Source organism: Pseudomonas sp. LB1P83 (assembly GCF_054897885.1).
On record NZ_CM142709.1, the window covers coordinates 2274960 to 2287689 of the forward strand.

At 60.0% G+C, this 12730-nt stretch carries 14 protein-coding genes; 5 read left to right on the forward strand and 9 right to left on the reverse strand.

The features are described 5' to 3' along the window. Window positions 1–184: 184 nt before the first annotated feature. Window positions 185–1831 (reverse strand): GMC family oxidoreductase, encoded by a 1647-nt coding sequence (locus ACYZTY_RS10610; protein ID WP_461958427.1) that lies wholly within the window; start codon window positions 1829–1831, stop codon window positions 185–187. Between the two features lie 133 nt (window positions 1832–1964). Between ACYZTY_RS10610 and ACYZTY_RS10615 the strand changes: the two genes are divergently transcribed. Continuing rightward, window positions 1965–2855, forward strand: a complete 891-nt coding sequence (locus ACYZTY_RS10615) for a LysR family transcriptional regulator (protein WP_461958428.1) — start codon at window positions 1965–1967, stop codon at window positions 2853–2855. A gap of 98 nt (window positions 2856–2953) precedes the next feature. Here ACYZTY_RS10615 and ACYZTY_RS10620 read toward each other — a convergent pair whose 3' ends face one another. Next, complete coding sequence (locus ACYZTY_RS10620; RefSeq protein ID WP_461958429.1) at window positions 2954–3352, reverse strand: carbohydrate-binding module family 20 domain-containing protein; 399 nt, start codon at window positions 3350–3352, stop codon at window positions 2954–2956. Between the two features lie 226 nt (window positions 3353–3578). Here ACYZTY_RS10620 and ACYZTY_RS10625 point away from each other — a divergent pair, with 226 nt between their 5' ends. Next, window positions 3579–3794 carry a DUF4287 domain-containing protein gene (locus tag ACYZTY_RS10625; protein ID WP_461958430.1) on the forward strand — a complete coding sequence of 72 codons (216 nt, stop codon included), beginning with the start codon at window positions 3579–3581 and terminating at the stop codon, window positions 3792–3794. Between the two features lie 191 nt (window positions 3795–3985). Here ACYZTY_RS10625 and ACYZTY_RS10630 read toward each other — a convergent pair whose 3' ends face one another. The 7 genes from ACYZTY_RS10630 to ACYZTY_RS10660 are packed head-to-tail and all read right to left on the reverse strand — an operon-like array spanning window position 3986 to window position 10331. Further along, complete coding sequence (locus ACYZTY_RS10630; protein ID WP_461958431.1) at window positions 3986–5404, reverse strand: ATP-binding protein; 1419 nt, start codon at window positions 5402–5404, stop codon at window positions 3986–3988. Continuing rightward, window positions 5401–6063, reverse strand: a complete 663-nt coding sequence (locus ACYZTY_RS10635) for a response regulator (RefSeq protein ID WP_461958432.1) — start codon at window positions 6061–6063, stop codon at window positions 5401–5403. The genes ACYZTY_RS10630 and ACYZTY_RS10635 overlap by 4 nt, the downstream gene beginning before the upstream one ends. Before the next feature lie 11 nt (window positions 6064–6074). Beyond that, complete coding sequence (locus tag ACYZTY_RS10640) at window positions 6075–6719, reverse strand: tetratricopeptide repeat protein (protein ID WP_461958433.1); 645 nt, start codon at window positions 6717–6719, stop codon at window positions 6075–6077. Then, window positions 6716–7525 carry an SDR family oxidoreductase gene (locus ACYZTY_RS10645; RefSeq protein ID WP_461958434.1) on the reverse strand — a complete coding sequence of 270 codons (810 nt, stop codon included), beginning with the start codon at window positions 7523–7525 and terminating at the stop codon, window positions 6716–6718. The genes ACYZTY_RS10640 and ACYZTY_RS10645 overlap by 4 nt, the downstream gene beginning before the upstream one ends. Continuing rightward, on the reverse strand, window positions 7512–8186 hold the full coding sequence (locus tag ACYZTY_RS10650) for a TenA family transcriptional regulator (protein WP_461958435.1): 675 nt from the start codon (window positions 8184–8186) through the stop codon (window positions 7512–7514). Before ACYZTY_RS10650 ends, ACYZTY_RS10645 begins: the two co-directional genes overlap by 14 nt. Beyond that, entirely contained in the window at window positions 8183–9664 is a 1482-nt protein-coding gene (locus ACYZTY_RS10655; protein ID WP_461958436.1) for an AMP-binding protein, read from the reverse strand. Before ACYZTY_RS10655 ends, ACYZTY_RS10650 begins: the two co-directional genes overlap by 4 nt. Beyond that, on the reverse strand, window positions 9654–10331 hold the full coding sequence (locus ACYZTY_RS10660; RefSeq protein WP_461958437.1) for a thermostable hemolysin: 678 nt from the start codon (window positions 10329–10331) through the stop codon (window positions 9654–9656). The genes ACYZTY_RS10655 and ACYZTY_RS10660 overlap by 11 nt, the downstream gene beginning before the upstream one ends. A 205-nt stretch (window positions 10332–10536) precedes the next feature. Here ACYZTY_RS10660 and ACYZTY_RS10665 point away from each other — a divergent pair, with 205 nt between their 5' ends. The 3 genes from ACYZTY_RS10665 to ACYZTY_RS10675 all read left to right on the forward strand — a co-directional run bounded on the left by ACYZTY_RS10665 (window position 10537) and on the right by ACYZTY_RS10675 (window position 12373). Further along, window positions 10537–11109 (forward strand): cytochrome b, encoded by a 573-nt coding sequence (locus ACYZTY_RS10665; RefSeq protein ID WP_461958438.1) that lies wholly within the window; start codon window positions 10537–10539, stop codon window positions 11107–11109. A 518-nt stretch (window positions 11110–11627) separates the two neighbouring features. Beyond that, a complete protein-coding gene (locus ACYZTY_RS10670; protein WP_461958439.1) occupies window positions 11628–11990 on the forward strand; it encodes a DUF6124 family protein in 363 nt (120 codons plus the stop codon). Between the two features lie 77 nt (window positions 11991–12067). Next, window positions 12068–12373 (forward strand): CHAD domain-containing protein, encoded by a 306-nt coding sequence (locus ACYZTY_RS10675; RefSeq protein WP_461958440.1) that lies wholly within the window; start codon window positions 12068–12070, stop codon window positions 12371–12373. The last annotated feature ends 357 nt before the right edge of the window (window positions 12374–12730 follow it).

Sequence of the window (12730 nt, forward strand, 5' to 3'; positions counted from 1 at the left end):
ATTGTTTTTGTTGTTCCACTGTCGGCGCCGGCCTTGTAGGCGGGTGCCGCGCATCCATAAAGCGGGGTGAATATCAATCTGTAGGAGCGAAGCTTGCTCGCGAAGGCGTCAGACCTGATACACCGCGTCATCGTTCTTCGCGGGCAAGTCGGATCGCCGCACCGTTCGCTCCTACGGGTGTGATTCAGGCGTTAGTCAGCAGTTCCTTCTCCGGGGTGATGTTCCTTGTGTTGGGGTTGAGGATCAGTTGTGCAGCTTTTTCGGCAATCATCAGCGTAGGCGAACACGTATTGCCCGAGGTAATGCGCGGCATGATCGAAGCATCAGCAACGCGCAGACCAGGAATCCCGTGAACACACAACTCGGCATCCACCACCGCATCCACATCATTGCCCATCCGACAGGTCCCCACCGGATGGAAAATCGTCGTGCCAATCCGCGCCGCGGCTTCGTGCAGTTCCTCTTCACTCTGCAAGCTGTCACCGGGCAAATACTCGACCGGTTTGAACGCTTGCAAGGCCGGCGCTGCAACGATGCGTCGGGTCAGGCGAATGGCATCAGCGGCTACCCGCAAATCCTCCGGATGACTCAAGTAATTGGGCTGAATCAACGGCGCTTCCTGCGGATCAGCAGAACGGATTTCCACGCGACCACGGCTCTGTGGTCTCAGATCGCAAACCGACGCCGTAAAAGCAGGGAAGGCGTGCAGCGGTTCGCCGAAGCGTTCCAGCGACAACGGCTGCACGTGGTATTCAAGATTGGCCGAGGTCTGTTCCGGACCTGACCGGGCAAACGCCCCGAGCTGACTCGGCGCCATCGACAGCGGGCCGCTACGGTCATACAGATAACGCAGGCCCATGCCCATCTTGCCCCACACGCTGCCGGCGATCTGGTTGAGGGTGCGCGCGTTTTCCAGTTTGTAGATCAGCCGCAGTTGCAGGTGATCCTGCAGATTACCGCCCACACCGGGCAGCTCATGGGCCACACCGATGCCCAGTTTCTCAAGCAGCGGGCGAGGGCCGATCCCGGAGCGTTGCAGGATGCTCGGCGAACCGACGGAGCCTGCGCACAACACGATTTCCTTGCGCGCCTTGAAGGTTTTCGCCTGACCTTGATATCGCGTGCTGACCGCCGATGCGCGGCCGTTTTCCAGCAGCACGCGGTCCACTTCGACATCGGTCAGCACGGTGAGATTGGCGCGATTGCGGATCGGTTTGAGAAACGCCTTGGCCGCGTTCCAGCGAATCCCGGCCTTCTGATTGACCTGGAAATAGCCGCAGCCTTCGTTATCGCCCTGGTTGAAATCATCGATGCTGGCGATGCCGCTTTGCTCGGCAGCGCTGCGAAACGCATCCAGAATCGGCCACGACAGCCGTTGACGCTCGATCCGCCATTCCCCTGCGGCGCCGTGAAACTCCGAGTCGCCGGCAAAATGGTTTTCGCTTTTCTTGAACAGCGGCAGGACGTCGTTCCAGCTCCAGCCTGGATTGCCGTCGGCGGCCCAGCCGTCAAAGTCGCCGGCCTGGCCACGCATGTAGATCATGCCGTTGATTGAGGAACAGCCGCCCAGCACTTTGCCGCGCGGATAACTCAACGCGCGACCTTGCAGGCCGGGTTGCGCTTCGGTCTTGAAGCACCAGTCGGTGCGCGGGTTGCCGATGCAGAACAGGTAACCCACGGGGATGTGAATCCACGCATAGTTATCGCGGCCGCCGGCTTCGAGCAGCAATACGCGGTGTTGCGGGTTGGCCGACAGCCGATTGGCCAGCAAACAACCGGCCGGCCCGGCGCCGACCACGATGTAGTCGAATTCATCAAGGGAAGTCTGCATCCCTGACCTCGTATTGTTGTTCTTGTTGTCGGTCATCCTAGTTGTTAGCTTTCGTCAAAAGAATGTTAGTTTTTGCGCAGCCGCTGTGCGTTTTCAGACAGCGCCTCACCCAGCGTAGACCCAAGGACGACTCATGTTCGACTGGAATGACCTGCGGTTTTTTCTCGAGTTGCAGCGCAGCGGGCGTTTGCTCACCGCCGCGCGCCGTTTGAACACCACCCACGCCACCGTCGCCCGGCACATCGAGGCCATCGAAAAGAGCCTCGGCACTGCGCTATTCGTCCAGCACGCCCAGGGCTACGAACTGACCCCGGCCGGCGAAGCGCTGCTCAAACACGCCGAAGCCATGGAAAACGTCGCGTTGCTGGCGCAGGAAGAAATCACCCAATCTACCGCGCCACTGGGCAAAATCCGCGTCGGCGTCACCGAAGGGCTGGGCATCATGTTCCTCGCCAGCCGCATGAATGGTCTGTTCGAGCGCTACCCGGGACTGGAAGTGGAACTGGTGGCCGTGCCGCGCTTCGTCAGCATCCTCAACCGCGAAGCCGAAATCAGCATCCACCTCGAACGCCCGGCCGCTGACATGCTGGTCACACGCAAACTCACCGACTATCGACTGGCGCTCTACGCCAGCCAGGCCTACCTCGACAAGGCACCCCCGCTGCACAGCCGCGAAGACCTCGGCCGCCACGCCTGGATCGGCTACGTCGACGACTTGCTGTTCAGCCAGGAACTGATGTTCCTCAACAGCTTCTGCCGCAACCCGCAAGTGGTGTTCCACAGCACCAGCGTCATCGCCCAGCAACAAGCGGCGCGTTCGGGGTTGGGGATCGCGGTGCTGCCGTGCTACATGGCCAGCGCCGATCCGGAGCTGGTGCCGTTGTTTCCCGATGAGAGCATCGAGCGCAGTTACTGGATCAGCACGCGGCGGGAGCTGCACAAGTCGGTAAGGCTGCGGGTGATGTGGGATTACGTGGTGGAGTTGTGTGAGCGCGAGCAAACCTTACTGCTAGGCCCAACCTAACCGGTCTACGCAATCCCCTGTAGGAGCTGTCGAGTGAAACGAGGCTGCGATCTTTTGATCTTGCGCTTGCTCTTCATAGGTTCCCGGCCGCTCACGTCTCAGAGCATGCCGATACTCGTTGTTCTGAAAGTCAACTTAACAATGTTGTTGGGATTGCCCTGCCACTTCTGCACATCGGTCGGTATGTTCTCGTTGCGCACAATACACTTCCACTCCACATCTTTGCCGTCGTCCGCGCCTGGGAACTCTACCCTGCCGGTCCATGTAGGGTACGCAACAGGATCGAGCTTCACAGCCTTGGCCGGATCCCAGTTCCCTAGCTTCGGATGGTTGCCGACAACGTACACGCTGTAACCCTTCGTCGTGATGCCGTTGTCGCACTGAAAGTTCACTTCGTCCGTTAAGGGCGTCCACTGGACACCTTGGGCATCGCGGAACACCGGCAGCATCACCAACAAGCTAACGCCCAGCGGCAATAAATAACGATTACGACACATGATGAACACCTCAATTCATTCCAGTGGACGCAGCGTATCTGCAGCCAAACTGAAAGTGACCTGTAAGAACTGACAGTTCGTTAGAGCACTTCGCGATAGCTTCCATCGTTGCTTGTTAACCGAGCGCTTGTTCCCACTGGACTACACAGCCGTCCTGACCTTCAATCGTTGGGTGAAGACAAGGAGCGTCCACCGACACTTCGTCGCGAACAAGGGAGCTTGCAGCATGAGCGAAGAGACAAAAGTGAAAGGCCCGGCGTCGTATTTCCCGTCAATCGAGACAAAGTATGGCCAGCCCATCAGCCACTGGCTGGATCTGCTCGGGACAGTGAGCGGCAAGAAGCATATGGAAATGGTGGCTTTGCTGAAGGTTGAGCACGGTATGGGGCATGGGCATGCGAATGCGTTGGTGGCGCATTATTTGGCGAGTGTTAAAAAGTGAGGCAGCTGTAAAAGGCTTGCAATTTGGCATGACAATGACTTCACGGCTGGATGTGCCACGGCCATCGCGAGCAGGCTCACTCCCACATGGGTTCGGCGTCGTGCACGAGTGTTGTGTTCGACACCAAACCCTGTGGGAGCGAGCCTGCTCGCGATGGCGTCTGCTAGTTCACCGCATCCTGTCGAACTCACTCAAGCATTCGGCGGCAATTCCCGCGTGGTGCGCTGCAGCGGATCGCGCGGCTGGCTATCAGGAATGGACAGCGTCGCGCGCAACCCACCTTCCGTTCGGTTGGCCAGCGTAATGTGTCCGCCAAGGCGGGTCGCGATGGTGTTGACGATGGTCAGGCCCAAACCCGCGCCATGAACATTCCCGCGACTGTAGAAACGTTCGAACAATCGCCCGCGATCCGCTTCGTCGATGCCGGGGCCCTGATCCTCGACGCTCAGCGAATAGAACCCGTCCGCTTGACTCAACTGCACCGTGATAACGCCGTGTTCGGGGGAAAAGTTTGCCGCGTTGCTGATCAGATTGTTCAGGGCGATATCGATGGCAGCAGCGTCGGCCACCACTTCAAAGGGACGATCAGTGACGTCGAAAGCCAGCTCAAGATTTTTACTCAGCAACCAGGGCGTCAGCTGCACAAGGCTGTCACGCACGGTTTGTGCCAGGTCGATGCGCTGCAACACCGGGTCCATGCCTTTGGGTTCGAGGCGGGCCATGGTCAGCAATTGATTGACCAGTCGGCTGGTGCGGTCGACGCCGGCAATCAGAAACTCGAGGGATTCACGGCGCTCCTGTTCAGTGCCGGCCTCCAGCAGATTCTGTGCATGCACGCGCAGCACCGCCAGCGGTGTGCGCATTTCGTGGGCGGCGTCAGCGATGAAGCGCCGCTCGCGGCCCAGCACTTCCTGAATCTGCGCGAGCATGCGGTTGAGCGCCGCTTGCATCGGCTCCAGCTCACTGGGTAACGGGGTCAATTGCAGCGGCTCCAGCGAACCGCTGTGCCGCGCGCGCAAGGTCGCCGCCATGTCTTCCAGCGGTTTGAGACCCCAGCCGATGGCCATCCAGATCATCGCCGCCAGAATCAGGCTGCCCAGCACGTTGGGCCACAAGGTATGCCGCACGATCCGGTCCACCAGGTCCGAACGCACGTCGTCCCGTTCACCGACCCAGATTCTCAGGTCGTTCTGTTTGTCTTCCAGCAGGAACGCACGCCAGTGGCGGTTGTTCAGGTCCACCACGTCGCTGAAGCCGGGTTTGGTCGGCGGCGCGTTGAAGGAGGGCGCGCTGGCCGTGTGCACCAGCACTTCACCGGTGCGGTTCCACACCTGAAAGGCCATTTTGGATTCGTAGGGATGGCCGTCGACCCTGGGCTCCGCTTCACCCAGCGCCTGGTTGAAGGCCTGATACAGTTCGGCGTGTTCCTTGCTGGCCATCGGCATGCGCATCACGCCCTGCAAGAGCCGGGCGTTTTGAGCGAGTTGGGCATCGTAGACTTCGGCGATTTCGTGATTGCTGTCGTGCAGGTTGAACAGGCTGATCACCGCCACCCCCACCAGCATCAGGCCAATGATCAGCGTGAGGGTGCGGCGTCGAATCGACGTCATCGACGTTCCTCCACCAGGTAACCGACACCGCGAATGGTGCGGATCAGGTCGGTGGAGAATTTTTTGCGCAGGTGATGAATGTGCACTTCCAGGGTGTTGCTTTCGGCTTCCTCGTTCCAGCCATACAGCAACTGCATCAAGTGATCGCGGGTCATGACCCGGCCCGGCGGCGAGAGCAATTCGTGGAGCAACTGATATTCCTTGGGCGTCAGCGCCACCGGTTCGCCTTGATAACTGACTTGCTGCGTACCGGGGTTCAGGCTGATGCCGGCATGTTCGATCAGCACCTGGGCGCGGCCGGCACTGCGCCGTAACAACGCCCGCAAGCGAGCCTTCAGTTCCGCCAGATCAAAGGGCTTGACCAGGTAATCGTCGGCCCCGGCATCCAGCCCGGCAATGCGGTCTTCGGTCGCGTCCCGCGCAGTGAGGATCAGCACCGGCAGGTTGGAGCCGCTGTCCCGCAAGCGCCGCAGCACCTCAAGCCCGTCCATGCGCGGCAGGCCGAGGTCGAGCACCGCCAGGTCAAAGGTTTCACTGAGCAGCGCGTGCAAGGCGCTGGTGCCGTCCTGCAGCCAATCGACGGTGTAGCCTTCGCGGCCCAGGGCTTGATGGATGCCCTCGCCAAGGGCCACGTCGTCCTCGATCAGTAATAAGCGCACACGAACTCCTGTCAGTCGAGTTTCTTGTTCACGTCCACCAGCAACGCTTCGATCTCTTTGCGCCGCCCGGCATCGGCGGTTTCCCGGCCTGGCCTCGGGGCGGCTTGCAGGGATTTTTGCAGCGCGGCCCGCGCTTCGCTGTAGCGTTTTTGACGGTAGAGGTGATCGCCCCAGAAGTACAGACTATCGATGCCGTCCGGGTTGAGTTGCAAGGCCTGCTTGAGTAACTGTTCGGCCTTGTCCGAGTCACCGAAACCGATGGGCCAGCCGGGGACGCGGTCATACAACGCGCCGAGGCTGGTATAGGCCGAGCCTTGCAGGGCTTTCGGGTCTAGCGCCATGGCTTTTTCCAGGTCGACTTTCGCCGCTTTGACTTTGCTCAGCGCCCCGAGACCACCCTGCGCACCGGCCCAACTGCTGCTGACGATGCCGGACCAGATCCAGGCTTCCGCCACGGATTGGCGTTGCTGAGTAAACGCGGACGCCTGGGCCGCCAGTTTCTCGAACGCTGCGGTGCGTTGCGCCTCCGGCACTTCGTATTGAATGTGCGCCCAGCGTTGCTGGATGTCCTTGAGACGTTGCTGGTCGGCGGGCTCCAGCGCCCAGACGCTCTGGCTCAGAGCCCCCAGCAGCAGGCAAGCGATGATGGTTTTCATGGTTTGAGGTTCTCGTTGTCGGGCTTCTGACTCAGGCGACGGATCAGCGGCAATTGCTTGCGCAAACCTCTGTCCACCAGATTGGGCAGCAGGCTGTTCAGGCGCACGAAAAAGCGCTCCGGCCAGCCCAGGTACAAGTCACGCCGGTCACCGGCAATCGCATGAATCACCGCGGCGGCGACGGTTTGCGGGTCATCGACGTTGGCCTTGAGCGCATCGTTCAACGCCTGCGCCGCCGGGCTGTTCATGCTGGTGCGGGTGGCGCGCGGGGCGACGTAGAGCACGCTGACCCGGGTGTCCGCCAGTTCCCGGCGCAGGGCCTCAGAAAACCCGCGCAAGGCGAACTTGGTGGCGCAATAGCTGGCGTAACCGGGGTAGCCGATGGAGCCGTAAGTCGAACCGACGTTCACCACCATTGCGCTTTCGGCCTGCTTCAGCAGCGGCAGCAGGGTTTTGGTCAGGCAGATCGGCGCGCTGATGTTCACTGCCAGCATCGCGTGGACGTCGCTGTCCTCCAGCTGTTCGAGCATCGCGAAGTGATTGACCCCGGCGGCGTTGATCAGCAGGTTGACCCCGCCCATCGCCTCGGCTGCACTCAGCACCTTGCGCCGGTCGGACAGCACAGTCAGGTCCGCGCCGACCCAGCACAGGTGTTGCGGATAGCGCACAAGCAAAGGCATCAGCGGTTCCTGATGCCGAGCCACCGCCAGCACCCGGGCGCCACTGGCACACAGGGCGGTGGCGATCGCCAGGCCGATGCCGCCGCTGGCACCGGTCAGCACCACGCGGGCTTCATGCAGCTGCATGCAAAGTCTCCCCGTCGCGCGGCAAGCCACGGAACATGTCGGTGTAGAGCGCGTACACCACTTTAGAGGCGTGAATCACCGCCGCCTGATCGGCCGGATCGTCGAGGGCGTTCATCAACCGGCGATAGGTCTGCATGTGCTCGATGTCCAGGGAGCCATGGGAACTCAGGTAACTGAAGGCGCTTTCCGGCAAGTCCAGACGCTCGCGAATGCTGCCGGCCGCGTGGGTGGCCAGGGCAATGCTGGTGCCTTCCAGCACATTGACCATGCCGAACAGACCGACCGGGTTGTCGCGGGCAATCAGGTCGTAAAGAAAGCTGACCATCAATTCGATCGGCAGGGACGGGCGACCGTCGCGCACGGCGTTCCGGTCGCCGCCGCAGGCTTCAATATCGTCAAGCACCCACTGTTCGTGGCCGTATTCTTCCTCGATGTACTCGCAGACCGCTTCACGCAGCCATTCCAGGCGCATCGGCAATTTCGCACCGCAGGCCATCATCAACGGCACGGTGTGGCGCACGTGGTAATAGGCCTGCGCCAGAAAAGCCCGGTAGCTTTCCAGACTGACCTTGCCCTCAAGCGCATCGCGAATGACCGGCAGATTGAACAGTTCATGGCGTTCGTGTTGGGTGGCTTCTTGCAGCGTGTCGAAAAAACTCATGATGCGGATTCCTCGGAAAATACAGATTCGGTCAGTTGCGCCCGGTAACGCTCGACGATGGCGTCACGGCGCGGTCGCCCATTGGCGGTAAGCAGGCCGTTGGCGGGGGAGAAGGGTTGATCGAGACGGGTCCAGTGATAGACCTGCGCGTAACCGGGCAAGGCCTCGTTGGCCTGGGCGACGGCAGCGGCCAGTTCGCCGTCGGTGCATTCCGGGCGATGGGGCCAGAGCAACGCGTGGTTGCGCGGCATGGCTTCGCCGTAGACGAAGGCCTGGGCGATATGGCGGCGCTGGGTCAATTCGGCCTCGACCCATTCCGGGTTGACGTTGCGCCCGAAACTGGTGACGAATTGATGCTTCTTGCGCCCCTTGAGGTAAAGAAAACCATCGGCGTCAAACTCGCCGAGATCGCCGGTCGGCCACCATTCATCGGTGTGCGGCGCCTCTCCCAGGTAACCGAGCAAGGTCGAACCCTTGACCAGTACTTCGCCGTCCTCGGCCAGGCGAATCTCTACGTGGGGCAGGGGACGGCCGACACTGCCGGGGCGGCGTGCTTCAGGGCGATTGAGGCACACCACCGAGGCGCACTCCGACAGTCCGTAGCCTTCGTAAACCGGCAGGCCGATCCGTTGCGCGCGATGCAGCAATTCTTCGGACACCCGCGCGCCACCCACCGCAGCAAAACGCAGAGAGTAGGGGTTGAAAGCTTTCTGCTCGGCGGCGCTGACCAGCATCAGCAACAACTGCGGCACCAGGATCAGGCTCTCGGGCGCCCGGGTCGCCAGGCAACCGAGTAGGCGCGGCACATCAACACCGCTGGCCCCCTGAATTCCGAGAGTTTTCTGACTGGGCAAACTCAACGTTGCACCGGCATACAGCGCGGCATAACAACCGAGGTTTTCCAGCAAAATCGCCAGGGGCAACAGGGCCAGGTGATGCTGCGGATCGGTGGATTTACTGGCCTGATTCAGTTCGCGAGCGACTGTTAAAAAACTCTCGGCGCTCAGGCACACGCCTTTGGGCGTCCCCGTAGTGCCGGAAGTGAAGGTCAGTTTGGCGGTCCCTTCCGGCAGGCGGTTCGGGCCGCTGAACGTACGGCGCCAGAACTCACCGCTGTTCTCGTAACCGGCCGTTTGCAGTTCGTCTTCCAGCGCAGGTTCGGCAATCACCCGTTCGGCCTGGCTCTGTTCCAGGCAATGGGCGCGTTGAGCCGGGCTGAAAAAGGGCGGCAACGTCAGGCACGTCAGGCCTTCGAACAGCGCCGCCAGGTCCCAGAGCATGGCTTCGACGCCATTGTCCAACGCCAGCGCGATCACCTTGACCTGCTCATCGCGCAGCCGTTGCTGGCGATACACCACTTCGGCGTACAGCGTGGCGTAATCCACTTTCAGCTGATCCCCCCACAGCGCAATCGCGCTGGTCTTGCGCTCGGCATGGCTGCGCAGGGCCTGTTTGAAACGCTCGGTTTCAGGCGACATGGCTGGATTCCTCAAGGGACGTCGGCAACCCCAGGCGATTGAACATCCCGATGTTGCGCAAATGAATGAAACCGGCGCGGATGTTGCCGACATGTACCCAGGGTTTACTCTCGTAATAACTGCCCCAGTGCTGGCGTTCATCACCCAGCCGTTCAGGGTCGGCCGCGCACAGCGTCACGGGTTTCAAGCCCAGGCGATGAAAGCTGTTGACCAGGCCGATGTTGCCGGTAAACGCCACCCATTCCAGACCGCCCATGGCCAGCAAGTAAGTGATGGCGATGATGCTCATCCGCGCGCTGCCGGTGTCGCTGGCGGCCAGGTTGCCGACTTCGACAATGCCGGCGCGATCCACCGGGCGGTCTGCCGCAGCGCTGATCAGCGGCTCTATCGACTCGTCCAGATAACGTTCCAGAAACAACGATTCGACGTCGGCCAGCCGCACACCCGCCACCGCACAGAGCGTGCCTGAGGCATTGCCCATACCGAACAACTCCGGCATGAAATGACGAATATCGGCGCCGTGAGCTTTACGAAAACGTTGCTGGATAAAGGCTTCGAATACAGGACGCTCAACGGCGTCCGGCAACGCTCTGGCCAGACTCATCAGCGGGGTCTCGGCCTGGCCGAAGCGCAGGGGTAGAGGGATATTCCATTCAAAATCGGGCATTGGAATGCGCCTCCCGGGTCAGTGTGGGAGGAGTATCCGAGGCATTTCTTAACGAAGTCTGAAGGTGACAAAAAGAGTGATCGGCAAGGTCTTCAGATTGCCTTAAGACTCGGCGAGCAGGGTGTCGCCCGTCGGTGCGGTGACACACCGGACCCCGGCCGCACGAATGACTCGGCAGCCGGCAATGAAGTTATCGAGGCCCTTTATGACCCGCGATTCAGCAGTACAACGCTATGGAAAACTCTCGATCACCTTGCACTGGCTGATGCTGGCGCTGTTCGTGGGCGTGTATGCCTGCATCGAAATCAAAGGTCTGCTGCCCAAGGGACACGCTTTGAGGGGAATGTTTCTTGGGTTGCACGGCCTGTTCGGCTTGAGCATTTTTGCCTTGGTGTGGGTGCGTCTGCTCGGACGCCTGACACCTCGGCCACCGATTACCCCGGCACTGCCTAAATGGCAGACTGGCGTTTCACACCTGATGCACCTGGCGTTGTATGGGCTGATGATCGCCACGCCATTATTGGCCTGGCTGATGCTCTCGGCTGGGGGCAAGCCGATGCCTTATTTCGAGTTCTACCTGCCTTCGCCGGTGGCCGTTGATCCGGACCTGGCCAAGCAATTCAAATACTGGCATGAACTGCTCGGCAGCACCGGTTACTGGCTGATCGGCTTGCACGCGGCGGCGGGGCTGTTTCATCACTATTGGGTACGGGACAACACCCTGACGCGCATGTTGCCGGGCCGGTCCAGTAATCCCATCAACCAGCGCCAGCGATAACCCCGAACCCGGTGCCAGCCAGACACCGGACGTGCTAATTGCCGCCCCGAGCCCCCGGGCCTGACACAACCCCCTGTAGGAGTGAGCCTGCTCGCGATAGCGTCAGACCTGACACCATAGATTTCAGCCGAGGATTTTTTGCCCGACTGTTGATGCACTTAAACAGGTTTCAAGGCTCACGTTTAAAGAAACTCAGTGTTACGCCCCAACGGCTACAACGCCTTGCGTCATTACCTACGCGTACGCCAGAATCCGCCGGCTTGTGCGTCCAGGGCACCGTCGGTAACTTGATTCCTGTCACTGCTCATCAGTGACCGGGTCTGCAAGCCCGCCGGAATACCAGTCGCATAGCCCTGTCACAGGACGCTCGTTCAGGTCCGTTAAATGGCGGCTTTGTGCGGGAGACTTCACGGTCTGCCGGGTTCCTGGTTTCCCGGTCTTGCAGACCCGCGCATAGCTGCCACCCATCATCTGCAAGTGATGTTGGTAGCTCCTAATGAACAATCAGGAGTTTCACCATGATCAAACCAACACCCAACCCACCAGACACCGATCCGGCATCCCCCTACGAATCCCTCGATTCCAAAAAACTCCACGAAGCCGCCGAACGCGCCCTCGACCACTACCTCAACCCAGGTGCCCACATCATGGCCAGCACCCACGAACCCGACCCCATGTTCCTCGCCAACCCGGCGTACGACACCGAATCCGTGCTGGCCAACGCCAGCGAATCACTGGGCTCGGCCACCACCATGCTCAGCAATTTCGCGGCGTTGCTGGATAACTCGCACCGCAAGACGCTGCTGGGGATTACGCAAGTGGTGATGTTGGGGGAGCTGGCGGTGAATCAGGCGTTGGATAATGTTGAAGTGAAGGAGTAAATACAAACCCTCTGTGGCGGTCGGCTAGTCCGTCGTCACAGAGGGGAGGGTAAGTCGGCAACCGTTTGCATGCTGCCGTGGATGACACTGGATTTGATCGCCATGAGTTGCGCATCCTGGTCAAACGGACACGCTACCTCACGGAAGCTTTTCCCAAGCTTTCACCACTATCGTGTAAAGCTGCGAGCTCTCTCAAAGCACTGCAATCGGCTTTAGGCTCTTGGCATGACCATTATCAATGGTGTCAAAAGGCGTCAACCGACTCTGACTTGCGCCCACTTGAAAAAGCAGAAGCTCGATTAGCTGACTTGGCAACACTGCTGCCAAAACTGTCAGGCAAAAAAAACTGTCTAGAGAGGCAGCAGAAAAACAGCAGGTGTTGAGGACATGCGTCTAGCATCTGCACAACCTGACTGGGCATTCGTCTCCAACCTAATTCGCTCCTGAATTCTTTAATACCCCCTGAGTGGCTGGTTCCAGCGGGCATCGCTCGGTCGCGAAGGACGGCGCGGCCTAAAAAATTCATGTGCAGCGAAGACTTAGCTTCATTCAGCGGAAAGCAGAATAGTTTGTTACAAAACTGTTGGTGTCTTTTTGATATGTGCCTGCCGCGCTGATCTATACCCACTTCAAGTGTATGGATGTGGCTGGCACTTCATCCCAAGAGTCGCATCGACTGCAGTCCATTAGCTGCTCATATACCCACTCAACTGAAACGTTGCTGATTGTCCATTGTGGAT